This is a genomic window from Streptomyces sp. NPDC097617, from assembly GCF_044761485.1.
Taxonomy (GTDB): Bacteria; Actinomycetota; Actinomycetes; order Streptomycetales; family Streptomycetaceae; genus Streptomyces.
This window is the reverse complement of record NZ_JBIWCL010000002.1, coordinates 271,506-295,928: the sequence shown is the minus strand read 5'-3', so window position 1 is coordinate 295,928 and position 24,423 is coordinate 271,506. Positions and strand designations below refer to the sequence as shown.

The 24,423-nt window shown below is 74.4% G+C and carries 14 protein-coding genes and 2 pseudogenes; 8 read left to right on the top strand and 8 right to left on the bottom strand.

All coding sequences use genetic code 11. The features are described from left to right. The first annotated feature begins 43 nt into the window (after positions 1-43). The 3 genes from ACIQZO_RS04610 to ACIQZO_RS04600 are packed head-to-tail and all read left to right on the top strand — an operon-like array spanning position 44 to position 7,178. The gene (locus ACIQZO_RS04610; protein WP_403620026.1) at positions 44-3,313 is read left to right on the top strand and encodes an FtsX-like permease family protein; all 3,270 of its coding nucleotides are present in this window, start codon (positions 44-46) and stop codon (positions 3,311-3,313) included. Beyond that, positions 3,310-6,225 (top strand): hypothetical protein, encoded by a 2,916-nt coding sequence (locus ACIQZO_RS04605; protein WP_403620023.1) that lies wholly within the window; start codon positions 3,310-3,312, stop codon positions 6,223-6,225. Before ACIQZO_RS04610 ends, ACIQZO_RS04605 begins: the two co-directional genes overlap by 4 nt. Continuing rightward, the gene (locus ACIQZO_RS04600) at positions 6,222-7,178 is read left to right on the top strand and encodes an ABC transporter ATP-binding protein (protein ID WP_403620020.1); all 957 of its coding nucleotides are present in this window, start codon (positions 6,222-6,224) and stop codon (positions 7,176-7,178) included. The genes ACIQZO_RS04605 and ACIQZO_RS04600 overlap by 4 nt, the downstream gene beginning before the upstream one ends. Here ACIQZO_RS04600 and ACIQZO_RS04595 read toward each other — a convergent pair. Continuing rightward, on the bottom strand, positions 7,175-7,678 hold the full coding sequence (locus tag ACIQZO_RS04595; protein WP_403620016.1) for an NUDIX hydrolase: 504 nt from the start codon (positions 7,676-7,678) through the stop codon (positions 7,175-7,177). The genes ACIQZO_RS04600 and ACIQZO_RS04595 overlap by 4 nt on opposite strands. A 34-nt stretch (positions 7,679-7,712) precedes the next feature. Next, positions 7,713-8,714 (bottom strand): LacI family DNA-binding transcriptional regulator, encoded by a 1,002-nt coding sequence (locus tag ACIQZO_RS04590; RefSeq protein WP_403620012.1) that lies wholly within the window; start codon positions 8,712-8,714, stop codon positions 7,713-7,715. Positions 8,715-8,929: 215 nt separating this feature from the next. On the opposite strand from ACIQZO_RS04590, the gene ACIQZO_RS04585 reads away from it, so the two are divergent. Then, entirely contained in the window at positions 8,930-9,871 is a 942-nt protein-coding gene (locus ACIQZO_RS04585; protein WP_403620009.1) for a nitrilase-related carbon-nitrogen hydrolase, read from the top strand. A 278-nt stretch (positions 9,872-10,149) separates the two neighbouring features. Here ACIQZO_RS04585 and ACIQZO_RS04580 read toward each other — a convergent pair whose 3' ends face one another. After that, a complete protein-coding gene (locus ACIQZO_RS04580; protein ID WP_403620006.1) occupies positions 10,150-11,160 on the bottom strand; it encodes a hypothetical protein in 1,011 nt (336 codons plus the stop codon). 527 nt (positions 11,161-11,687) lie between these two features. Between ACIQZO_RS04580 and ACIQZO_RS04575 the strand changes: the two genes are divergently transcribed. Both ACIQZO_RS04575 and ACIQZO_RS04570 read left to right on the top strand, forming a co-directional pair. Continuing rightward, complete coding sequence (locus ACIQZO_RS04575) at positions 11,688-13,838, top strand: PIG-L family deacetylase (protein WP_403620002.1); 2,151 nt, start codon at positions 11,688-11,690, stop codon at positions 13,836-13,838. A gap of 110 nt (positions 13,839-13,948) precedes the next feature. After that, entirely contained in the window at positions 13,949-14,491 is a 543-nt protein-coding gene (locus ACIQZO_RS04570) for a hypothetical protein (protein ID WP_403619998.1), read from the top strand. A gap of 7 nt (positions 14,492-14,498) precedes the next feature. On the opposite strand, the gene ACIQZO_RS04565 is transcribed toward ACIQZO_RS04570, so the two are convergent. Then, positions 14,499-16,025, bottom strand: a complete 1,527-nt coding sequence (locus tag ACIQZO_RS04565; protein ID WP_403619995.1) for a hypothetical protein — start codon at positions 16,023-16,025, stop codon at positions 14,499-14,501. A 300-nt stretch (positions 16,026-16,325) separates the two neighbouring features. Between ACIQZO_RS04565 and ACIQZO_RS04560 the strand changes: the two genes are divergently transcribed. Next, positions 16,326-17,891, top strand: coding sequence for a hypothetical protein (locus tag ACIQZO_RS04560; RefSeq protein ID WP_403619992.1), 1,566 nt, complete (start codon positions 16,326-16,328; stop codon positions 17,889-17,891). A 16-nt stretch (positions 17,892-17,907) separates the two neighbouring features. Here ACIQZO_RS04560 and ACIQZO_RS04555 read toward each other — a convergent pair whose 3' ends face one another. From ACIQZO_RS04555 to ACIQZO_RS04545, 3 genes and pseudogenes are all read right to left on the bottom strand, one after another. Further along, on the bottom strand, positions 17,908-18,102 hold the full coding sequence (locus tag ACIQZO_RS04555; RefSeq protein WP_403619990.1) for a hypothetical protein: 195 nt from the start codon (positions 18,100-18,102) through the stop codon (positions 17,908-17,910). Positions 18,103-18,530: 428 nt separating this feature from the next. Continuing rightward, positions 18,531-18,998: pseudogene (locus tag ACIQZO_RS04550) on the bottom strand (TOBE domain-containing protein); the annotation flags it as partial. 12 nt (positions 18,999-19,010) lie between these two features. After that, a pseudogene (locus tag ACIQZO_RS04545) lies at positions 19,011-19,307 on the bottom strand (hypothetical protein); the annotation flags it as partial. Here ACIQZO_RS04545 and ACIQZO_RS04540 point away from each other — a divergent pair. Beyond that, positions 19,234-19,941 (top strand): M24 family metallopeptidase, encoded by a 708-nt coding sequence (locus tag ACIQZO_RS04540; RefSeq protein WP_403619986.1) that lies wholly within the window; start codon positions 19,234-19,236, stop codon positions 19,939-19,941. The pseudogene ACIQZO_RS04545 and the gene ACIQZO_RS04540 overlap by 74 nt on opposite strands. Before the next feature lie 29 nt (positions 19,942-19,970). Here the strand turns inward: ACIQZO_RS04540 and ACIQZO_RS04535 are convergent, their stop codons facing one another. Beyond that, entirely contained in the window at positions 19,971-24,251 is a 4,281-nt protein-coding gene (locus ACIQZO_RS04535; protein ID WP_403619982.1) for a molybdopterin-dependent oxidoreductase, read from the bottom strand. Between the last annotated feature and the right edge of the window lie 172 nt (positions 24,252-24,423).

The following is a 24,423-nucleotide window of genomic DNA, read 5'->3' as shown; positions in this document are numbered from 1 at the left end:
GCTATCCGGTACCGAGGGTCCGGACGGGGGAGGAATTCAAGACGTGCTCGGCTTCGTCGTGCGCCGATTGCGCGGGCGATGGCCGCTCGCCGTCGCCGTGCTGCTCACCGTACTGATCACCGCGACCACGCTCACCGCGCTGACGGCCTTCACCCGCGGCGTCGGCGAGGAGGGGCTCAGACGGGCCCTGAGCGGCGCCGAACGGCCCCGGACCACGGTCGTCGTCACCAGCGGCCGTCCCGCCTCCTCCCGCGCCAAGGACGACGAGTCCCTACGGACCTTCTCGGACACGGTGTTCGGACGGCTGCCGGTGGCCTCCGAGAGCGTGGCCCGCAGTCGGTCCTACGGACTCCCCGGCGCGGCCGCCTCCGGCCGCGACGCCGACCTGACCGTGCTCGCCGCCCTCGGCAAGGACCACGTACGCCTGCTCGCCGGCGAGTGGCCCGGACCGGTCGCCGCACCCGCCGCGGGCACCCCTGCGGCCCCGACCCCGGTGGCCGTGCCCCGCGCCGCGCTCGCACGGCTCGGCCTGACCGAATCCGCACTGCCCGCACCGGTCAGGCTGGACGACCGGTTCGGCGGACCGCCGTTGAACGTACTGGTCACCGGCGTGTACCGGGCCGCCGATCCCGACGCCGCGTACTGGCGGCTCGACCCGCTCGGCGGCCGCGAGGTCCAGGCCGACACCTTCGCCATCTACGGCCCGCTCCTCGTCGACGACAGCGCCTTCACCGCCGGCGGCCTCCTGCAAAATCACCGCCTCACGCTGCTGACCCCGGACCTCCGCACGGTCAGCGGCTCCGAGGCCGAGGCCGTCCGCGCCTCGACCGAGCCCGCGAGCGCCGAGCTCGAACGCGCCAGCTCCCTGCGGACCGCCGCCGAACTGCCCAAACTGCTGGCCGAGCTGCGGGCGGGCACGGTCGTCGCCCGGTCCACCCTGCTGATGGGCGCGCTCCAGCTCGCCGTCCTGTCGACCGCCGCGCTGCTGCTCGTCGCCCACATCCTGACCGTCCGACAGGAACCGGAGCGGGTCCTGCTCACCGCGCGCGGCGCCTCCCGCCGCCGCCTCGGCGTGCTGACCGCGGCCGAGTCACTGCTGCTCGCCCTGCCCGCGGCCGTCCTGGCACCCCTGCTCACCCCGCCGCTGCTGCGGCTGTTCGGCCGGTTCGGCCCGCTCGGGCGGGTCCACCTGGAGATACCGGACACCTGGCTCGTCTGGCCCGTCGCGACCGGCTGCGCCCTGGCCTGCGTCCTGCTGACCACCCTGCCCTCCGTCCTGCGCGGCGCCTCCGCCGCCGTACTGCGCCGCGTGGGCAGCCGCCAGGCCCTGGTGACCGGCGTCGCCCGCTCCGGCGTGGACCTGGCCGTCGTCGTCCTCGCCGTCCTCGGCTACCAGCAACTGGCGCAGTACGGCGGTACGGACACCCCCGCGCCCGACGCCTCCGGGCTCGGCATCGACCCGGTCCTGGTCGCCGCCCCGGCCCTCGCCCTGTGCGCGGGCACCCTGCTGGTCCTGCGGCTGCTGCCGTTCGCCGCGCGGGCCGCAGGACGGCTGGCGGCCCGCGGCCGGAGCCTGGCCCCGGCCCTCTTCGGCTGGCAGCTCGCCCGCCGGCCCGGCCGGGCGACCGGGCCCGTACTGCTGCTCGTACTCGCCGTCTCCAGCGGGATCCTGGCCCTCGGCCAGCACGCCGCCTGGTCGGCGTCCCAGCGCGACCAGGCCGACTTCGCGACCGCGGGCGGCCTGCGGATCTCCGGCAGCAGCATGTCCCCGATGGGCCAGGGCGGACGCTACGCGGCCCTGCCCGGCGGGGACCGCCTCATCCCGGTGGTCCGCCGCGAGCAGAAGCTGCCCGACGGCAACTCCGCCGACATCGTCGCGCTGGACGCAGCCAAGGTGGGCGAACGAGTGCCGCTGCGCGCCGACCTGCACGCCGGGCACTCGATGCGGGAGCTGTTCGCACCGCTCGCCGCACCGGCGGACCCCGCCCCCGCCGGGCCCGGAGCCGCCCTGCCCGGCTCCCCGCGCCGGATCGACCTCGCCGTGTCCGTACGCTCCTCCGGTACCAGCTGGGCCGCCGTGAGCCTGCTGCTGCGCGACCGGTTCGGGGCCACCTACGGGACGGCCTCGGTCACCTTGCCCGAAGCCGGCGACGCCACCCTCCCCTTCCTCCTCGACGCGCTGACCGGCGCCCCGGTCGGATCGGCCGCCACCCCGCTGACCCTGGCCGGGATACGCCTCTCGTACGCCGGGGACGGCGATCACCCGGGCAACGGCAGCGAGCTGACCGTGCGCGGGATCGCCGTCTGCGACACCGCGGACGGCGCCGCCGCGGGCGTCGCCGTACCCGCGACCACCGGCGGCTGGCGCTCCTCGGCCGTCGCGGGGCCGGGTACGCCGCGCGTCCCCGAACCGATCCCCGTCCCAGACGGCTCCACAGACCTGCTGCGCCTGCGCTACTGGGGCGGCTTCGGCACCCTCCAGGGTGTGAACACCGTGCTGTTCCCGGCGCCCGCCGCGCCGCCCGCCGCCACGGTCCCGGCCGTCGCCACCACCACCTACCTGCGGTCCCTGGGCGCCTCCGTGGGCGATACGGTCCCCGTCACGCTGGACGGCGCCGACGTCCCCGTGCGGATCACCGCCTCGCTGGACTCCCTCCCCGTGGCCGGCCGGTCGGCGCTCGCCGTCGACCTGCACGTACTCGGCCGGTTCCTGCTGGAGTCCGCCGGCCGGCAGCCCGGCTCGCCCACCGAGTGGTGGCTGCCCGCCACCTCGGCCGCCGACCCGATACCGGCCCGCGCGGCGGACCGGCTGCGCGAGAGCGCCCGTATGGAGCGCGTTCAACTGCGCGAGGAGATCACCGAGCGGCTGCTCGACGACCCGCTGAGCGCCGGACCGCAGAGCGCGCTGGTCGCGCTCGCCGCCGCCTGCGCGGTCCTCGCGGCCATCGGCTTCGCGACCTCCACCGCCGCCGAACGGCGCGTGCGCGGCCGGGAGTTCTCGGTCCTGCTCGCGCTCGGCACCCCGCGCCGATCGCTGGCCCTGGCGTCCGCGGCCGAGGGCGGCGTGCTCATCGCCATCGGGACCGCCGTCGGGACCGGGCTGGGCATCGCCCTGACCCACGTGATGGCGCCGCTGGTCGTGCTGACACCCGCTGCCGGGCGGCCCTTCCCGCCCGTACAGGTGGACATGCCGTTCTGGCAGACCGTGCTGACGGTCGCCGCCATCGCAGCCGTACCCCTGCTGTCGGCCGCGCTCAGCGGCCCCCGGGGCCGCGACATCGCCGCCCGGCTGCGTCCCGTGGAGGAGATGTGACCACCCCGCCGTCCGCCCCGCCGCCGGCCGCCACCCCGCCGTCCGCCACGCCGCCGTCGTCGACCGTCCCGCCGTCGTCGACTGCTCCGCGGCCCGCGCCCTGGGTCAGGACCCGGCTGCGGGCGGCGCCGCTGGGCACCGTGCTCGGCGCCGCGCTGGCCTTCGTCGCCGTCCTGCTGGCCGCCGCGCTGCCCCGGGCCCAGGACCGGGGCGCCGACCAGGCCCTGCGGTCCTTCCTGGAACACAGCGGATCGACGAAGACCAGCCTGCAGGTGACCGCGCCCGCTCCGGAGACCGGTCAGAGCGCCCAGGCCCTGGACGCCACGCTGGAGAAACTGCTCGCCGCCACCGGATCCACCTTCCGCGTGGACCCGGACGGGACGGTCCACGGCACGCGCACCACCAAGCGGCAGCCGCTGCTGAACCCGGAACTGTCCCGCCCGTCCGGCTTCCCGCCCGCCATGGACCTCCTGCACGTCCGCCAGGCGGAGTCGCACGTCAAGCTGGCCGAGGGGCGCTGGCCGAGCAGCACAGCCACGGCCCCGCCCCAGGGCGCCACCGCGGACATCGCACCCCTGGAGGTCGTCCTCTCGCAGAAGGCCGCCGCGACCGTCGGCGCACGCGTCGGATCCGTCCTGAAGAGCGCGCCCCGCGTCGACGGCACCCCCTCCGTCGAGGTCGTCGGCCTCTTCTCGGTCCTCGACGAGAGCGACGACTTCTGGGTCGACAACCTGGGATGCCTCGCCCGTGCCTGCGAGCACTACAACGGCGAAAACCTCTCCTGGGACGTCGACGCCCTGGTCGGAACCGGCGACCTCGACCGGATGAGCACCTGGAGCCGCACCGCCGAGGACTTCTGGCGGTTGCCGGTGGACGTCGGCGGCCTGCGCGCCGACCGGCTCGACGCCACGAGCAAGGAGATCGCCTCGTACGTCGCCGGGCCCACCGCCGCCGCCCTCACCCGGGAGACCGGCCGGGCACGGCTGCGCACCACCTCATGGCTGCCCGAACTGTTCGAACAGGCCCGCGCCCGCACTCAGGCCGCGGCGCCGCTCGCCGCGATCGGACCCGCCGGGGTGGGCGGCGTCGCCTTCGTCGTCCTGTGTCTGGCCGGTGCACTCGCCGCCGACCGCCGCGACGCCGAACTGCGGCTGCTGCTGGCGCGCGGCGGCTCGCGCGCCGCCATCGTCGGCCGGCTCCTCGGCGAGGGCGCCGTCACCGTGCTCCCGGCGGCCGCGGCCGCCACCGCGCTCGCCGTACTGCTGCTGCCCACACCCCGGCTCGCACCCGCACTGCTGTCGGCGGCGGCCGTCGCCCTGCTCGCACTGCTGGCCTTCCCCGTACGGGCCGCCGTCCTGCTGTCCCCGGCCCGCCCGGCCGGGCGGTGGCGCAGGCCCGTGGCCGAACTGCTCGTCCTCGTCGCCACCGCCGCCGCCGTACTGGAGGTCCGCCGCCGCGGGGTCGCGTCGCCGGGTGGCGACCCCGACCCGCTGCTGATCGCGGCCCCGATGCTGCTCGCCCTGTGCGGGGGACTGTTGCTGGCCCGGCTCCAGCCGGTGGTGACCGGCCGGCTCGCCCGGGCCGCCGGCCGCCGCTCCGGACTGGTCGGCTTCCTGGGACTCGCGCGGGCCGCCCGCGGCTCGGCGACGACCGGCACACGGGGCCGAGGCCGCACCGGCCCCTCCGTCCTGCCGATGGTCGCGCTGCTCCTCGCCATCACCACCGGGGGGTTCGGCGGCGCCGTCCTGAATTCGGTGGACTCCTCCCGGCTGGACGTGGCCCGGCTGACCGTCGGGGGCGACGCGGCGATCTCAGCGTACGGAAAGTCCCCGCTCCCGCAGGGGCTCACGAAGGCCGCGGGCGAGCTGCCGGGCGTGCGGACCTCCGTACCGCTGTGGATCGACCATGACTCCTCCGTACTGGGCACCCCCCAGCGGTCCGGCCAGGTCACCGTCGTCGTCGCCGAGCCGGCCGCCTACGCGGAGCTGTCCCGGGTTCTGGGCTGCGGTTCCTTCGACCCGGCCCTGCTGGCCACCAGTGGCACGCAGTCCGCCGACGCCCCGGTGCCCGCGCTGTTCAGCGCGGGCCTGGCCGGGCAGGCCGCGCAGGGCGGCACGTACACGGTGCTGCCGGGCGAGGGCGGCCAGTTGCGGGCACGGGTCGTGGGCGTGATCGACTGCACCCCGGCCCATCCGGCCCGGGCCGCCGCGACCGTGGTCCTGCCGGCGGGCGCCGCGAGCGCCCTCATGGGTGGCGCCGACCACCCGAACCGGTGGCTCGGCCTCGGCTCCGTCGACGGGGACCGGCTGCGCGCGCTCGTCCGGTCCAAGCTCCCGGCGGCCTCCGCGACCCCCGCCCCGGCCCCGGCCCCGGCTCCGATCCCGGGTTCCGGCTCCGCCGCGGGCCCCGCCCCGTCCGACGAGGTGTACCCCGTCAGCACCAGCGCCGAGGCCGTCACCGCACTGGGCGCCGATCCGCTCCAGCGGTCGGCCGAGCGCCTCTTCTGGGCCTCCGTGGCCGGAGCCGCGGGCTTCGCGCTGCTGGCCGTACTCCTGACGCTGATGCAGACCGTGCCCGACCGCGCGGCGCTGCTGGCCCGGCTGCGCACCATGGGGCTGCGCCGCAGGCAGGGCGTGGCCCTGATCCTGGCCGAGACCTTGCCGCAGACCCTGGCAGCGACCCTGGGCGGGGCCCTGGTGGCGGCGGCCGCGGTGGCCCTGCTGGGCCCGGCGATCGACCTGTCCACCCTGGTCGGCGCGCGCGTGCCGAACGGGGTACGGCTCACGGCGGGGCCCGTACTGACCCAGGCCCTGGGCCTGGCCGCCCTGGTCGCCGCGGCCGTGTTCGCCGAGGCGGCGACATCCGGGCGACGGCAGATCACCACCGAGTTGAGAGCGGGAGACCAGCGTTGAACACCGACCAGCCGACGTACGAGGAGCTCCGCCGCCGGGCGACGGCCGCCGCGGAGCCGCGCACCCCGGCGGCGGACGCCGCGATCGCCTGCGACCGCCTGGTCCGGATCTTCAGCCAGGACGGCATCGAGGTGCAGGCCCTCCAGGGGCTGGAGCTGACGGTCGACCAGGGCGACCTGATGGCCCTCGTGGGCGCCTCCGGCAGTGGCAAGTCCACCCTCCTGAACATCCTGGCGGGCCTCGACGTCCCGACGGCGGGCAGTGCGGCGGTCGCCGGCTACGACCTGCTGGAACTGTCGGCGCGGGACCGGCTGCGCTACCGGCGCGAAGCGGTCGGCTTCGTCTTCCAGCAGACGGCCCGCAACCTGCTGCCGTTCCTGACGGCCGGCCAGAACGTCGCCCTGCCCATGCAGTTGAAGGGCGACAGCCCCCGCCGCGGCGCGGGCGCCCGCCGCGCGGCCCGCGTCGCGGAGATCCTGGAGGCCCTCGGGATCGGCGAACTGGCCCACCGGCGCCCGACGGAACTGTCCGGCGGCCAGCAGCAGCGCGTCGCGATCGCCGTGGCGATGGCGAACGACCCCAAGGTGCTGCTCGCCGACGAACCCACCGGCGAACTGGACTCGGAGACGGCCGCGGCGGTCTTCGAGACCTTCCGCACGGTGAACAAGGAACTCGGCGTGACAGTGGTCATCGTGACGCACGACCCCATGGTGGCGGGCGAGGTCCGCCGCACCGTGGCGATCCGCGACGGCCGCACCAGCAGCGAGGTCCTGCGCCGGCTCGTCACCGACGAGCACGGCGAGGAGTCGATCAGCGAACGCGAGTACGTGGTCCTGGACCGCTCCGGGCGCGTCCAGCTCCCGCCGAAGTTCCTGGAGGCCCTGGGCATGGAGCACCGCGTGGCGGTCGACCTGGCCGCGGACCACATCGAACTGCGCCCGGACCGGAGCTAGACCGTCTCTGGTCGATCCTGCAGGGCCCGCGCGATCAGGTCGTGGACGAGGAACTCGCCGGGGAGGCGGTTCTCCTTGAGGCGGTCGAGGTCGCCGGGTCCGAACCAGCCGCAGGCGGAGTGCTTGGACCATTCGAGAGCAGGACGGCCCAAGTCGCCCTCGACCTCGACGAGATAGTCGGCCTCGTGGCGCAGTCCGCCGCCGTCGTCACCGGTCCAGGTGGTGGCGCCGAGGAACCGCCGCACGCGGCGCAGGCGCCAGCCGGTCTCCTCCTCGACCTCGCGCGCGAGCGCCTCCAGGAGCTTCTCCCCGGACTCGACATGGCCGCCCACGATGTCCCAGGAGTCGGGGAAGAGGCGGCGGTTCGGGCCTCGCTTCTGCGCGAAGGCCTCACCGTCGTCGTTGACGATGACGGCGCCGACGGTCCAGATCTCGCCGGGTGCGGGAACGGGCAGCTCGACGTCGGGGTCCACGCTGAACGATGGTTGACGGATCGGCACGGCCGCCAGCGTAGTGCGGGCGCTTCTGGGGCGTCTAGCGGGTTCCGGCGGTGGACGGCCGGGTTTCGAGGGCCCAGGGATGGTGCCGGACGGTGTCGGGCTCCGCGCGGCCGGCGAGGAGGTCACAGAGCAGTTCCGCGCAGGCCCGACCGTACGCGGCGGGGCGCAGGTCGACCGCCGTCACGGGTGGGTTCGCGCCCCGGTTCGCGGCGCCGTCGACGCACGAGGCGACGAGCAGGTCGGCGCCCACCGTGCGGCCGAGGGCGGCCGCGGCGCGCAGGGCTCCGGGGGCCGCCCCGTCGGGGGCGCAGAGCACGGCGTCGATTGCGGGGTCGGCTGCCAGCAGTTCGCGGGTGGCGGCCTCCGCGTCGGCGGCGGTCGCCGCGAACGGCACAGTGAGCAGGGTGACTTCGCAGCCGTACGAGGCGCCCCAGGTGGCCGCCGCCCGGCGCAGGGCCGCGGCCCAGGCGGAGGCGCCCTCGGGGGCGAGGAGGGCGGGGCGGCGGCCGCCGCGGTCGCGGACGTGGTCGAGGAGCGCGGTCAGTGAGGCGGCGTTGTCGCAGACGACCGCGCCGGAGGGGGCGGGGGAGGGGCCGAGGTAGCGCTCGCCGGTGACCACCGGGACGCCCGCGTCGAGCAGTCCGGGTACCGCGCTGTCGCCCACCTCGGGGTCGATCACGAGCAGCCCGTCGACCCGCGAGGCGAGCGGGCCGGAGGCGGCGCCGGCCGGCGCGAGCAGGACCACGTCCAGGCCCCCCTCCTGGGCGCGCTCCACGGCGCCGAAGGCCAGGTTCATGTAGTAGTCCAGCCGGGTCGCGGTCTGCGGAAGGTGCAGGCCGATGGCTCCGGTGCTGGAGCGGCGCAGTCGGCGGGCGGCGCTGTTGGGGCGGTAGCCCAGCTCCGCAGCGATCTCGCGGACCCGGTCCCGGGTCGCTTCCGCGACCCGCCCGGAGCCCTGGAGCGCGTCGGAGACGGTGCTCTTGGAGACGCCGGCGGCGCGGGCGACATCGAGCAGGGTCACGGCAGGTGGGGTCACGCGCCGCATTCTAGACGTTCGGGTCCGGCCTTGCCGGAACGTTCCGGCACGGTCTACATTCATGTTCTGCCGGAACGTTCCGGCATTCTCCTCTTGACTGATCCTTTCCGTATCCCGCATTCTGACTGAAAATTCAGCCAGACAAGCGGCGGGGCGGGTGCCGAACCCTCCCCCTCGACCTCTCGACCCCTCGACCTCTCGAAAGCAGACCGCCCGTGACCCCGTACGCGCTCCTCACCTCCTTCGGATCCCCGCTCGGCTCCCCCGGCCGCACCCAGCCCGGCGAACGCGAGCCGCTGCGCGTCGGCCTCGTCCAGATGCGCTGGTACGCGGACGCCGCCGAGCACGACAACCGGCTCCGCGAGGGCGTGGCGCTGGCCGCCGGGCAGGGCGCCACGGTCGTCTGCCTCCCCGAGCTCACCCGCAGCCCCTACTTCTGCAACACCGACGACCCCATGGCCGACGGCGCCGCCCGTTACCTGGAGGACGTGGAGAGCGGCCCCACCGTCGCCCTCGCCACGGAGCTCGCCACCGAGCTCGGCATCACCGTCCACGCCTCCCTCTACGAGCGCGCCGAGGACGGCGGTCTCGGCTACAACACCGCCGTCTGCGTGGACTTCGACGGCAAGCTGATCGCCCGGACCCGCAAGAACCACATCCCCGCCTTCCCCGGCTACCGCGAGGACCTGTGCTTCCGCCCGGGTGACAGCGGCTTCCCCGTCCTCGCCCACGAAGGGGCCCGCTTCGGCTTCCCCACCTGCTGGGACGAGTGGTTCCCCGAGCTGGCCCGCGCCTACGCGCTGGCCGGGGCCGAGATCCTCGTCCACCCCACCGCCATCGGCTCCGAGGTGGACCTGCCGGACTTCGACACCCGGCCCATGTGGGAGCACGCCATCAGCGCCAACGGCCTGGCCAACGCCCTCTTCATGATCGTGCCCAACCGCGTCGGAACCGAGGGCCGCTCCACCTTCTACGGCTCCTCCTTCATCTCCGACCCCTACGGCCGCGTGATGCTGCGCGCCCCGCGCGACCGCGAGGCCGTACTCGTCGCCGACCTGGACCTCGACCAGCGGCGGGACTGGCTGGAGTTCGGCCTCATGCGCACCCGCCGCCCCGAGCTGTACGGCCGCCTCACCGAACGCCTCGACGCTTCCTAGTCACACGTGCGCCGAAGTGGATGGCGTATAGGCCCCTGTCCATGCCGTTGCGCACGAAGCGCTACGTCCTCCCCCCGGCCTCCTCGAACGCCTGGTCGCCCGCCAAGTCGTACAAGACACGCCCACGTACGACTTCCACCACCAAGATCAGCTGGCGCTCCACTCGGCAGCCGCTGAAGCAATGCACAAGATGCTGAATAACCCGCTGAAGTTTTGGCCAAGATGCTGAAGCGCTGAGCGATGCCCGGCACCACCGGCCCACCCGCCGGCGTCCGCGCTCACTGCGGTGCGACGGCTCCGGAGTCCGGCGACTGCTGGAGTCCGGACGCGTCGACCGCCTCGAAGTCCGATCCCTTGAAGTTCTTGAGTCCGTCCAGTTGGGAGTTGTCCCAACGGGAGCTCTCCTCGCCGGTGATGTACCAGGGTGAGCCGTTGTCCGCCACGATCGCCCCGTACTTCTTCAGCGCCTCGGCCACCGCCTTGGCCTGCGGGGCCAGTTGCGAGGTGTCCACCGAGCTCTTCAGGCGCAGCCGCAGCCCCATCGGGGGCAGCGAGCTGTCCGCCGCCGTGCCCGCCTGGTGCCGCGCGGGCCAGAGGTAGCTCTGGTCCGAGCGGGGGACGGTGATGCGGATCGCGTGGTCGATCCGCCCGCCGGCGGCCTCGTCGTAGCGCACCAGGCCGGGGAGGATGGCCAGGCCCGCGGCATCCGCCGATGTCCATCCGTCGGTCCGTAGTGCGTTCGACCGCAGGTCGAAGATCGCGCCCGAGCCGGCGTGCCAGGCGTTGCCGCCGCCCTGCCGCTCGGAGTCGAAGAGCTCGTAGGACTTGCACAGGGCCCGGTCCCAGACGATGACGTGCCGGTCCCCGTCGCTCGCCGGGCCGTTTTCGATTCCGGCGTTCGGCGGGATCCGGTAGCCGGACGTGTCGCTCTCCTCGGGGTAGTCCAGGGTCACCTTGGACTCCGGCACCGTCGTGTCCGAGACGGTGATGGGAATGCCGAACGGCCGGCCCTCCACGAGACCCGATCCGAAGTCCGGGTGGAGGGGCTCGGCGGCGCCGATCGAGGCGACGTACCGGTCGGAGCTCGGGTGGACGGGAAGGCCGTCCACGGGTGCGTGCCAGAAGCTGTCCGAGGGCGCGGTGGGGCAGGGAGCCGCGGCCGCGGCGGGTGCCCGCCGCTCCGGACTCGAGGCCCCGGAGAGCAGGCACGCGGCTGCCGTGGCCGCGAGAGCGGTGATCGCGGTGACCCCGCGGCGCGGGTGCCGGGCCCTGGTGCGCTTCGTCGGCATCGAACGTCCTCACGCCGGTCGAGCGACTCGGTCCACCCGAAAGGGATACGAAAAATGTGGCGTTTATGGCCGTTTTATCCATGCTACGGCCGGGGCTGCCGGACCGCCTGTGCGTTTTCCGGGCCTCCTTCACCGGTCATCCGGCTGCGGCGACGTGCGGCGAGGGGCCCGGCCGACTCCCGGCACGGCACGGGCGGTGTGCGATGCGCCACTTGCGTGGCCGCCGGCTCGGCGGGCCGACGCGCTCGCCGGCCCGTCGGCGTCGCGCGAACCGGCCCGTGGCCAGCGCATACGCCGATTCGGACCGGTTTAGCGGGCATATCCCGCGATGAGTGACAAATAGGGCATTCTCTCCACATTTCGAGCACAACTGGCTTTCCCGTCATAAGCGACTTGATGGTGTGTCAGCCGCAAACGTGCGGGACATAATCGGCCCCGGTCGTCTCCGGAAGCAGTGGAGCCAGCGGGACACCGACCGACCTCCCCGACGGAACTCCCGCACCGGACCGACCTCCAAGGCGCGTTACATGTCCCTGGCCAGCCGCACCCGACTCGCGGCCCTGCTCGCCGCGTTCTCCGTCGGCGTCGCCGGGGTGACGACCTGGGCCTACGGATACGGGACGCAGGGGGCCGAGCAGCGGGCGGCGGCCCCCGAGGTGGTGTTCAGCCCGAGCGTCACCGAGGGCTCCGCCCTCCAGGTCGTCGCCCATCCCGACGACGACCTCTTCTTCATGAACCCGGACCTGAGCCGCTCCATATCGACGGGCATCAAGGTCACCACCGTCTACCTGACCTCCGGTGAGTCCGACGGCAGGAACGAGGCACACAGCCCGCACCTCCAGGACGCCGCCGGACCCGCCGACCGAGCCGCCTACGCGGAGGCCCGGCAGAACGGCATACGGGCCGCGTACGCACAGATGGCCACCGGGGACCGCACGAGCGCCTGGCAGCGCAAGGCCGTACCCACCGCCGGGGGCGGCAGCGCCGAGGTGGACGTCCTGGTCTCCAGGCCCCAGGTCAACCTGGTCTGGATGGAGCTCCGCGAGGCCCGCAGCATCTCCGGGGACAACCCGGACAGCCTCCGCGGCCTGTGGGACGGCCGGACCCCCGCCCTGGGTGCCCAGCTCACCTCCGGGACCCCGGTCAAGAACTGGTTCTCGTACACGAAGGACCAGGCCGTGGCCGCCATAGCGGGCGTGTTCGACGCGTACCGGCCGACGACGATACGGACGCAGGACCCGACCCCCGGCCGGGCCGAGGGCGGCGGTGCCTTCCTCGACCACCAGGACCACATGTACGGCGCCCGCTTCGTGCAGGCCGCCGCCGAGCGCTATGCGCAGACCGCGGACCGGCCGCACTTCTCGGTCCAGAACTACGTGAGCTACCCGAACAGCTCGCTCCCCCCGACGCTCGACCCGCAGACGGCCGAGGAGAAGCTCGGCTACCTCGAGACCTACGCCTGGATGGACCACCAGGACTGGTGCGGCAGCACCGCCGGCTGCGGCGACCGCAAGACCGCGACCCGGCCCGCCGGGGCCGGCTGGAGCCAGACCATCCGCTACAGCCGCGGCGACGGCACGTCGTGGATGGCCGAGGGCGTCTCCGGACGGCTCTGGGCCTTCACCGCCCTCGACGGCCGGATGGCGTACTGGTCGCGCAGCGGCCCGCAGGCCCCCTGGCAGGGACCCGAGTTCCTGACCGGCGACGGCATCGACTCCGGGGCCTCGGCCGTCCGGCTGTGGGACGGCAGGATCGCCGTGTTCGCGACCCGCACCACCCTGGGCGCGACGCCCCAGGACTACGGTCGCGAGATCGTGTACGCCGTCCAGGCCGAGATCGACGGCGGATTCGGTCCGTGGCAGTCGCTGGGCACCCCGGACACCGCGGACCGGTCCGGCACGTCGGCGATCAGCGGGCCGGCCGTCGCCGTGGATCCGGAGGGCCGGATGACGGTGTACGTACGCGACTCCCGGCGTACGCTGCGCGCCCGGGAGCAGGCGACGCCCGGTGGCGCGTTCGGAGCGTGGCGGGCCCTGGGCGGCGCGGGCCTCCAGGGCGACCCGGTCGCCTCGACCGACGCGTCGGGACGGCGCCACGTGTACGCGGCCACGGCCGGGTCCGTGCTGGCCTGGGTCCGGCCGGCGCAGGGCGCCCCGTACGGCGGCCCCTTCCCGACCGGCCTGCCGCAGACCACGGGCGCGCTCTCGGTGCGCCCGGAGGGCGACGGCGTCCGCCTGTTCTTCCGCAGGCCCGGCCTCGGCAGCGTCGCCACGAGCCTGGGCCGCGCCGACGGGGCCGCGCCGGAGTTCTCCCCGGTCGCCGAGGCCGGCGGCCTCGGCGGCTACGGCGCGGTGGGCATCGCGGGCGACCTGCTCGCGGGACGCGCGGGCGCGGGGACGGTCGGTGTGGCGGGCATCGGCGGCCCGCAGGCCTGGCAGGAGTCCCAGATGCTGTACACGGGCGCCCCGGCGGGCGTGGCCGAGGGGGCCGGTACGGCCGTCGCCGCGGCCCTCGGCCTGGACGCGGATCTGCACGTCATCACCAGCGCCCCGGCGGGCGGCGCCGAACCGGTCGGCAGCCGGACCCCCAACCCGTGGCACCGGGCGGTCCAGCCCTGGACGCTCGCACAGGCCGGACGCCCCGGCTCGAGCGTCGCCGGGGGACAGCCCCCTCGGTGACCTGCGGGCCCGCCGGGTGGCAGGGCCGATCGGGGCGGGCGAGGATGGCGGGCAGACCACCTCGCGGTGTCACGGCGGCCGCACTCGGACCAACGGGCGATCGGGGCTCCATGACCCCTCCTCTCATCTCGTGCCGACGCGGGCGGCCCGGGCTGCTCGGCCGGGGCGGCCGACGGAGGTGCAGGGAACCGGGAACGAACCGCGCGGCGGCCGCCCTCGTCGCCTGCACCGCCGTCACGGCCCTGGTGGCCGGATGCGGCGACGACACCGTGCCCGAGTGGGAATACCCACAGCTCGGCACGGCCCTCACCTCGCTGTCCCGGGCCCTTGACGAGGGCTGCGGCCCGGCGGCGACCCCGGCGGGCTGCGCACTGAAGCTCGACGGACTGACCGCGCCGATGGAGCGGGCCTTCGCCGAGGTCCTCGACCACAAGCTGCTCGATGTCGAGACCGTGGCCGCGATGAACGAACTGGACCGGGCGCGGGAGCTCCGCATCACCGCCGCCCGGGAGGCCCGATCGCGACAGGACCCGGACCACATCCCGTTCCGGGACGCGGTCGAGGCCGAAGAGCTCGCCTACCGGCGCCTGATCGCCGAGCTGCAGCGCCTGCGCACCGCTCCGCCGCCCGGTGACGGGACGGATCCCGTCTGAGACACCCCTACGGACCCGGGCTCGGACCCGGACCCGGACCTGGATCCGGATCCGGATCCGGATCCGACGGTGGTGTGGCGAGCGCCCCGCCGTCCAGTGCCACCAGGGACAGGACGACGATCGAGCCCGTCCAGGCCAGCGGCGCGACCGAGGAGGGCCGGCCCTGCCGGTCCACCTTCTCGGGCAGCTCCCCGAGCGAGTTCCGCTTGGAGAGCACCCAGTCCAGCACCCGCGCGGCCTTCGCCGGCTTCCCCGTACCGGCCCATGCGAGGGCGAAGAACGAGGTGCTGGGCGTCCAGGCGTTCGCACCCCAGGGCGCCGTCGGATCGTTGCCGGGGGTGAGGCCGCCGCTCGGCAGGAGCAGCGCCTCGTACGTGGTCTCCAGCGCCCGGGGCAGGTCGGCCGGGGCCGTGTTGAAGGGCGGCGCCATGAAGGCCACCGCGCTGTCCCGCCCGTGCTGTCCGTCGACGGTGCGCTGATAGCCCAGGGGGGCGAACCTCTTGGCGATCCCGGCCGACAGCCGTCCGGCGGCCCGGCTCCAGCGGGCCGCGTCCCCGGGCCGGTCCAGCTCTCCGGCGAGGTCCGCGGCGGCGTTGAGCCCGGCCAGCAGGGGAGCGGCCGTACCGATGTTCGTCGTGGTGGTCATCACCTCCCAGTAGTCCGGGGAGGCGGGAGGCAGTCCGTCCGCCCCCAGGGAGGCAGCCGAGCGGTCGGCCGCCTTGCGGATCATCGGATAGAGGCCGGCCAGCCGGGCGCCTCGGGTGGCGGGCGGCGCCGTCCGGTACCACTGCCAGGCGGCCCAGGGAACCCAGCCGTTGGCGTCGAGCTGCCACTTCCTGCCGTCCGGCGGGCCCGATCCGTCGAGTTTCGTCCGCGCCTCCCAGGTGCCGTCCTCGCGCTGGGTCGCCGCGCTGTAGCGCAGGATCCGGTAGGCCTCGGCGTCGTGGCCGGTGTGCGCGAACGCAGCGGCGGCGAAGCCGGAGTCGCGCGGCCACGAGTACATCCAGCCGTGCGACCACCCCGCCGCCATGGCCCCGTTCGGCCGGAGCAGGCCGCGCATGGCCAGCAGGGCCCGCTCGGCCGCCGCGCGCTGCACGGGCGAGCGGCCCGGCACCCGGCCGGCGGCCAGCCAGGCGCGGCTCTCCGCGATCTGCAGCCGGGCCGTCGGATCCTCCGGGGCCGCCACGACCGATGCCGTCCGGCCGGCGGGAAGGTACCTCCACCGGCCGGACAGCTGCCGCAGTACGTAGCTGCGCTCGACGTACCGCGCGCCCTCGGCGACGGCGGGCGGGATCCCCTCGGCGGCGTCGGCGTTGGCCAGGAGCCCGACGGTGGGGGCGGCGAGCATCGACAGCGGCGCGTAGTTGCCCTCGGCGTCGCCACGGATCTGGTGTCCGAGGGGCCGCACGAAGAACACCGGCCGCTCCTCGTCGGCGGGGCGGCCGACGGGGCCGGCCGCGGCCCACACCGGGAGGGCGACGCTCGCGAGGGATGCCGTGACGGCCGCCCATCGAACGAGCAGGGCAGCAGGCATCGCCACTCCTTCTGTCGGGCTTGCGCGCGCTCGGCCCCCGGAGTTGCCATCGTCGGCCGGAGTCGCGCGGCCCGCCACGACATACCGCCGCCCGGGTGAGCGAAGGGCCGGGGCGCGGCCCGGAGTTCTCGCACGGAGTAGCGGAGCCGCGGTCCCGCGGGGGCGCGAACGCCCCGGCGGCGCGGGGGACCAGGGGCCGGGGACCCGTCCGGGCGGGACCCCTCGCGGATGCCGCCGGACGGCGTTCCGGGCACATTGGGGTGACCGGAACGGCCGCGCGTCGCTGCGAAGGACGGGTGAATGAGCACTGCTTCGACCGAGGGCAACCGCCGGTTCGTCCGCCGGGTCCTGCCGGTCGCGGGCGGCTGCCTCGCGGCGGCGGCCGGGGCGCTGATCGCCGTCGGCTGCTTCCTCGGGCTGTACGTACGGCCCACCTCGGACGACTGGTGCGCCGCCTGGAAGTCCCGCGACCTGGGAGTCCTCGGCATCACGCACGACTTCTACGCGACCCAGAACGGCCGGATCACCAACGCCTTCCTCAGCGGCATCATCTACGGCGACGGCCTCGCCGGGGTGAAACTCCTGCCGACCGTCATCGTCGTCGCCCTCACCGTCGGCCTGGTCCTGCTGGGGATCCAGCTCTTGCGCCACCTCGGCCGCCGACCACGCGTGCTGCTCCTGGTCGCGGGCGCCCTGGCCGTCCAGGCGCTGGTCTACTTCGGTGGAACACGCAGCTACCAGGTACTGCTGTGGGCGCCGGCCAGCATTTCCCACACCGTTCCGAGCGTGATCGGGGCGTGGGCGCTGCTGCTGGCCGTGTGGACCGTCCGTCAGCAGCGGGCCGCCGTGCGTGCGGGCGGTTTCGCCGCCGCCCTCCTCATCGGCTTCGCGATCGGCACCCTGAGCGAGTCCTTCGCCCTGGTCAGCGGCCTCCTCGCGGGCGCGCTCGCCCTGTTGACGCCGCCCCCGTTCAAGCTCGCGCGGACCTGGTATCCGTTCACCTGGTGCCTGCTGTGGTGCGCCGGGCTCGTCTGCGGTCTGACCGTGCTCTACACGTCCCCCGGCGCCCGGTGGCGCCGCGCCCAGCAACCGCCCCGGGAGTCCATGCTCTCCGCGGACGAACTCCGCGGCACCTACGAGGACTGGCTGCGCATGTGGGACTCCGTCACCGGCCAGTGGGCCTACCTCGGAGCCGCCGCCGTCGGCGTCCTGCTGGGCCTCGGGGCCGGGCTCGTCGCATCCGCATCCGCATCCGCATCTACACCAGCACCAGCACCAGCACCAGCACCAGCATCCGCATCCGCACCGGCATCCGCGTCCGTGAAGCGGGCGGCGGGCCGGGACGTCCCGCGGGGGATGCTCGTCGCCCTGCTGCTGCTTCCGGTGCCCGTCGTCGTGCTGGGGTCGTTCGCGGTGGTGCTGGGCCTGCGCAGCGGCTACGGACCGACCGGGTGGACGTACGCCCGTACCTGGACGAACTACCTCGTGCCGATGGAACTGGCGCTATGTGTCTACGGGGTGCTGCTGGGGGTGTGGGCCCGCCGGTTCCTGGCGCTCCGGGGGGCCGCGGCCACGGCCCTGCCGGCGGGTGTCGTCGTCGCGACCGGACTGGCGCTGGCCTCGCTGGCCGTGCTCGTTCCGAACGTCAAGCAGCTCACCACGGCCACGGTCACCCGGGCGGTGGCCTGGGACGCCCAGAACTCCCGCATCCGGACCGAGGTCGCTGCCGGTGCCACCGACCTCGGCTACCGGCCCCTGCACATCGCAACCCTGGCCGAGCCCTTCTTCACCTCCGACTACGACCGGGACTGGGTCGCCGCCTGCATCTCGGACTGGTACGGCATCGACCGGATACATCCCCTCTGAGCGAGGGCGTACGGGGTCAGCCGCGCGGCACCGCGCGGGCCAGGAAGTGCCCGGCGGCGTCCTCGTACTCCGCCAGGTGCCAGCCCGCGTACCCCAGCGCGCTCCGCGGGTACCCCTCCGTGAGCAGGTCGTCGGGGTCCGGGGTCCGGGGTGCGGCCGTGCCGGGCGGCGCGCTCCGCGCGTCCCGACGGGTGGAAGAGCAGCAGGACACCGTCGACCGCCGTGACGCGGGCCCATTCGCGCAGGGCCGCGGACGGGTCCGGGAGGGTACCTCCGCGGCGAGTGCCTCCCGTACGAAGGCCGGATCGGCGGGGTCCAGGACGATCACCCTCGACGCCGCTGAGATCGGCTGACGGGGCGGACGGCCCGGCGTCGCCCGCGGGCAGCGGCAGGACGGTCCGGGAACTCAGCCCCGCGGCGGCGAGCAGCCGGCGCACGGCGTTCGGCGCGGGTCCGGCCGCGTGCTGCGTGACGACCACCGCCATACGTAAGTCCTCGCATTCGAGCCGGTGGACCTGTTTCAAGTTGTATCTGCGCAAGCATGCCCACATGGGGGCCGCATATACCAGATGCGCTCCGGTCCGTGAGGCGGGTGGGGCGGATGGTGTCCACCCGGTCGGATCCCAGCGGGCTCAGAGGGGGGACGAGGGTGATCTCGGTGGCCTTGACGCTGCACCACGCCTCGGTGCCGTCGGCGATGGCCAGCTCGGCGGCCGCCTGCGGGGTGATCTCCGAGACGACGTCGGCGGCGGCGTGCGAGGTGATGGGGACACGGAGCCTGCTGCCCGCCGCGGTGATCTCCCGGACCGTGCCGGGCCACACGTTGCGGGGGCTGCCGGACGGCTGCTCGCGTTGCAGGGAGACGGCCTCGGGCGCCACGATGGCCAGCGCCTGCGAGCCCTCCGCCCCGGGCTCCGCCACCACGACGGAGCCGCCGGCGACGAGGGTGAGCCCGTCCGCCGTGGTGATTCCGGGCCAGGCGTTGCGGCCGAGCATGCGGGCCACCCACGGGGAGCGCGGGTTGCGGGTCACCTCTGCGGGCGGTGCGTCCTGGAGGGCGTGGCCGTGGTCGAGTACGAGGACCCGGTCGGCGAGGGAGACGGCTTCGTGCTCGGGCCAGTAGAAGGTGAGCGCGGCGCGCGGGTGGACGGCCAGTTGGTGTCCCTTGGGGCTGAAGCCGTGCCCGGCGAACTGCCACCCGGAGCCGTCCGCTCCTTTGAGGATCACATGCGCATGCGTCCGCACAGGGGCATGCGCATACTCGGAGGCACGCGCTCGCGCAGGCGCGCCCCCGGGTCGGGCCCATCCGGGCCGTGCGCCCACTACGACGGAGGGAAGCCTCGTGACGCTCGGGACGACGGACGCACTGGAGGAACGGCGCGTCCACGGGCTGGTGGCGGCGCAGGAGAAGGCCATCGCGCTGTTCGCCGAGGTGGAGGCACGCGGGCTCGTGGTGCCCGGGCGCGGGGAGCGCGAAGCCAGCGACCTGATCCGCGATCTGGCCAACGAGATGTTCGGCACCACCAAGCACTGGCACAAGCGGATCATCCGCTCCGGCCCCAACACCCTGCTGCCGTACCGGGAGACCCCACCGGACCGGCTCATCGACCCCGACGACATCGCCTTCGCCGACTTCGGCCCGATCTTCGAGGAGTACGAGGCGGACTTCGGCCGCACCTACGTCTTCGGCGACGACCCGCACAAGCACCGCATGCTCGCGGACCTGCCCCGCATCTTCGACGCCGGGCGCGCCCACTTCGCCGCTCGTCCCGACATCACCGGCCGGCAGCTGTACGCCGAGGTCGAGCGGCTGGCCGCCGAGGCCGGCTGGGCCGTCGGCATCTGGCACGCCGGCCACCTCGTCGGAGAGTTCCCCCACGAGACCAACGACGGCGCCAAGGCCGACTCCTACATCACCCCCGAGAACGACACCCCACTGCGCCGCACCGACCGCGCCGGCCGGACCTGCCACTGGATCCTCGAACTGCACCTCGTCGACCGGGAGCGCGGCTTCGGTGGATTCTACGAGCAGCTCCTCGACCTCGCCTGACGCGCCCGCCCGGGACCCCCGGCAGACGCTCAGTACACGTCGCGGCCGTACCGCTTGGCGGCGGAGAGCTGCTTCAGGTACGCGGCGGCCTCGTCCTCCTCGAGGCCGCCGTGCGTCACGGCGATCTCGCGCAGCACCCGGTCCACGTCCTTCGCCATGCGGCTCGCATCACCGCACACGTAGAAGTGGGCGCCGTCCTGGAGCCAGGACCACACCAGGGCGCCGTGCTCGCGCAACCGGTCCTGGACGTAGACCTTGGCCCGCTGGTCCCGGGAGAAGGCCAGGTCGAGGCGGGTGAGCGTGCCGTGCCGGTGGAGTTCCTCGAGCTCCTCGCGGTAGTAGAAGTCGGTGGCTCGGCGCTGTTCGCCGAAGAGCAGCCAGTTGGCGCCCCGGTGACCGAGCGCGCGGCGGTGTTCCAGGAAGCCCATGAACGGGGCGATCCCGGTGCCCGGGCCGACCATGATCGCCGGGGTGTCCGCGCCCGCGGGAGGACGGAAGTGCGCCGAGCTCTGGACGAACAGCGGTACCGGGGTGTCCGGTTCGGCGTCCGCCAGGAAGGCGGAGGCGACGCCCTTGCGGTGGTGGCCGCCCGGTCCCTCGTAGCGCAGCACCGAGACGGTCAGGCCGACCCGGCGCGGGTCGGTGAGCGGGCTGGAGGAGATGGAGTAGAGCCGCGGCTGCAGGCGCCGCAGGCGCTCGGCCCACATCTGGGCGCTCAGCCGGACCGGGAACTCGGCCAGGACGTCGACGGGCCCGCGACCCCAGGTCCACCGGGCGAGACCGTCCTTGTTGTCGGGGCGGGTCAGCTGCTTGAGCCTGCGGTCGCCGGTGTGCTCGGTGATGAAGCGCAGCAGTTCGGGCGTCAGACGGGTGATGTCCAGGTGCCGGTGGAGCGCCTCGGCGAAGGGCATGGGCTCGCGGCCGGGCACGGCGACCTCCGCGTCCGGGGGAAGACCGGTGGCGGCCAGCCATTCGGTCACCAGGCCGGGGCAGTTGACCGGCTGGACCCCGAGGGCGTCGCCCGCCTCGTACGCGGGGCCGTCCTCGCCGAGGTCGAAGGTGAACCGGCGGACCTCCTTGGCGGCGCCGGGCAGGCTGAGCAGCCGGTTGCCCGACAGGCGTGCGGTGTGGGGGGAGTTGCGGTCGGGAGCGGGGCGGGGCCGCTCGGCAGCCGCCGGGGCAGGGGCCGGGGCGGCCGCCGGGGCAGCCGCGGTCGCGGGTTCGGGGGCGGCCGAGAGCGCCGCGCGCACCTGCTCCAGCCACCGGCCCGCGGGTTCCTCGTAGTCGGGCTCGCAGTCCACCCGGGGCAGGATGCGACGGCCTCCGAGCTCTTGGAGGCGCTCGTCGAGCCGGCGGCCGTGGCCGCAGAAGGCGCCGTACGCGGAGTCGCCGAGCGCCAGCACCGCGTACCGGACGTCCTGGAGGCGAGGCGCGTCGGCGGCGCTGAGGGACTCCCAGAACGCGGCGCCGTTGTCCGGAGCGTCTCCGTCGCCGAAGGTGCTGGTGACGACCAGCAGATCCGTACCGGGTGTCAGGGCGGCGGGTGTGCGGTCCGCCATGTCGTGCACGCTCGCCGGGGAGCCGCTGTCGGTCAGGGCCGCCGCGACGGTGGCGGCGAGCTCCTCGGCGTTGCCGGTCTGCGAGGCCCACAGGACCACGGCCTGCCGGGTCGGGGTGGCGGGCACCGCTGTCGCGGGAGCCGGGGCCGGGGCCGGGGCCGCGGCGGCTGCGGTGGCCAGGGCGGTCGCCGTACGCGAGTACGTGCCGGCGAGGACCCCGTCGACCCAGAGCGCGCTGCCGGGCTCGAACGGGGCGCCGGCCGGAAGCGCCGGGACGCCCGTGCCGGGCGGGGCGGAGGCGAGCCCGGTGAGGAATCCGGCGAGGTACTGGCGCTCCCGGTCGGAGAGAGCGGGCGGTGTGTGGTCGTCGAGCCCGAACAGGGCGGTGAGAGCGGCGGCGGCCGGGGCGGCCGCCGGATGACGGATCGGGGTCGTGACGGCACCTTCCGACGGGACCCGGGCGGGTGCGGCGGCAGGGGCAGGAGAGGCAGGGGCAGGAGAGGCAGCGGCGGTGGGCGAGAGGGCCGCCGCGGAGGCCGGGGCCCGGACCGGGACCGGGACCGGGGCCAGCGTCCTGGTCAGGGTCACCGCGCACATCTTGAAGCCGGGCTGGAAGGAGATCGGGTCGACGGCGTCGTCGGTGACGGCGTTGACGCTGAGGTACTCGCCGAACAGGTCGTTCCAGTGGAAGGGGGCGAAGCAGTTCCCGGGCCGGACCCGGTCGGTGACCACGGCCGGCAGCACGGCCCGCCCGCGCCGGGAGGCCACCTCCACCCCGTCGCCCTCCGCGATGCCGAGCGCGGCCGCGTCCTGCGGGTGGATCTCCACGAACGGTCCGGGGTTGAGCTTGTTGAGCCCCGCGACCCGGCCGGTCTTGGTCAGGGTGTGCCACTGGTGCTGCAGCCGGCCCGTGTTGAGTACGAACGGGTAGTCGTCGTCGGGGAGTTCGCCGTCCGGCAGGTGGGGGCGGGCGAAGAACACCGCCCGTCCCGTCGCTGTCGGGAAGACCAGCCGGGGGCGGCTGCCGTCCGGGCGCTCGGCCAGGGTCTGGCTGACCCCGTCGTTGAGGTAGCGGACCGGGTTGCGGTCCGGCCCGTCCGGAGCGGCCGGCCACTGCACCGGACCCGAGCGCAGCCGCTCGTACGTGACTCCGCGCAGGTCCCAGCCGGTCTTGGGGTTCCAGGCCTGCCGCAGCTCCTCGAACACCTCCTCGGCGCACGCGTACGTGAAGGCTTCGGCGAACCCCATCGCGCGGGCGACCTCGGCGATCAGCTGCCAGTCGGGGAGGGCCTCGCCGGGCGGGTCGGCCGCCCCCTGCACCAGGGTGAGGTTGCGCTCCGAGTTGATCATCACCCCGTCCGCCTCGGCCCAGAGGGTGGCGGGCAGCGCGATGTCGGCGTAGGCATTGGTCTCGGTCTCCGCGAACACGTCCTGTGTGATGACGAGTTCGGCGGTCTCCAGCGCCTTGATCACGGTGCTGCGGTTGGCGACGGAGGCCACCGGATTGGTGCAGATGATCCAGCACGCCTTGATCTCGCCGGCGGCCATCTTCTGGAACATCTCGACCGTGCCGCTCCCGACGTCGGTGCGCAGCGTGCCCTTCGGAATGCCCCACAGCTCCTCGACCCGGTCGCGGTCCTCCGCCACCAGGACGGAGCGCTGGCCGGGGAGCCCCGGCCCCATGTAGCCCATCTCCCGTCCGCCCATCGCGTTGGGCTGGCCGGTGAGGGAGAAGGGGCCGCTGCCCGGACGGCAGACGGCGCCGGTGGCGAGGTGCAGGTTGACCAGGGCGTTGGTGTTCCAGGTGCCGTGGACGGACTGGTTGAGGCCCATGGTCCAGCAGCTCATCCACGCGCCTGCCTCCCCGATCCAGCGGGCGGCCAGCCGGATGTCGTCCTCGGGTATCCCGGTGATCTCGGCGACCCGCGCGGGCGCGTAATCCTCCAGGAAGGCGGGCATGTCCTGCCAGCCCTCGGTGTGCTCGGCGATGAACCCGGGGTCGGTCCAGCCGCCCTCGACGAGCAGGTGCAGCAGGCCGTTGAGCAGGGCCAGGTCGGTGCCCGGCCGGATCTGCAGGAACAGGTCGGCCTTGTCGGCGGTGGCGTTGCGCCGGGGATCGACCACGATGAGCCTGGCGCCGGCCGTCTTGACCCGGTCCATCATCCGCAGGAACAGGATGGGGTGGCAGTCGGCCATGTTGGAGCCGATGACGAAGAAGGCGTCCGCCCGGTCGAAGTCCTCGTACGAGCCGGGCGGCCCGTCGGCGCCGAGCGAGAGCTTGTAGCCGCTGCCGGCGCTCGCCATGCACAGCCGTGAGTTGGATTCGATCTGGTTGGTCCGCAGGAAGCCCTTGGCGAGCTTGTTCGCCAGGTACTGGGCCTCCAGGGACATCTGGCCGGAGACGTAGAGCGCCAGCGCGTCCGGGCCGTGCTCGTCGAGGATCTTCCTCAGGCGCCGGGCCGTCTCGGCCACGGCGGCCGCCACCGGGGCGGCGGTGGGTTCGGCGCCCCGCTCGCCGCGGACCAGCGCGGTCTCGAGCCGGCCGGGGGCGGCCAGCATGTCGGCGTGCGTGGCGCCCTTGGTGCACAGGCGCCCGGCGTTCGCGGGGTGCTGTTTGTCGCCGACCGCCCTGGCCACCGTACGGCGCCCGTCGGCGCCCGTGGCGATGTCCAGGACGATCCCGCAGCCGACCCCGCAGTAGGAGCAGACCGTACGCACCTGCTGCCCCTTCGCGGCCTTCGTCTCCGCCACAGCAGCCCCCCTCGATCCCGTTGCGGACCAACGTAGGAAGTCCCTGTTGCGCGCATGTGTCGGGCGGTGCCACCCCGGGGTTACAAGGGGCTTCACCAAGATCGTGACGGGTGGTGAGGCGCTGAGGCTCTGAGGTGGTGCGGCGGTGCGGTGACGCGGCGGTCGACGGCTC

Excerpts from the sequence above, each read along its gene's own strand:
- ACIQZO_RS04580 (WP_403620006.1), bottom strand. The coding sequence starts at position 11,160 with ATGCCGACGAAGCGCACCAGGGCCCGGCACCCGCGCCGCGGGGTCACC.
- ACIQZO_RS04575 (WP_403620002.1), top strand. The coding sequence starts at position 11,688 with ATGTCCCTGGCCAGCCGCACCCGACTCGCGGCCCTGCTCGCCGCGTTC.
- ACIQZO_RS04570 (WP_403619998.1), top strand. The coding sequence starts at position 13,949 with ATGACCCCTCCTCTCATCTCGTGCCGACGCGGGCGGCCCGGGCTGCTC.
- ACIQZO_RS04565 (WP_403619995.1), bottom strand. The coding sequence starts at position 16,025 with ATGCCTGCTGCCCTGCTCGTTCGATGGGCGGCCGTCACGGCATCCCTC.
- ACIQZO_RS04560 (WP_403619992.1), top strand. The coding sequence starts at position 16,326 with ATGAGCACTGCTTCGACCGAGGGCAACCGCCGGTTCGTCCGCCGGGTC.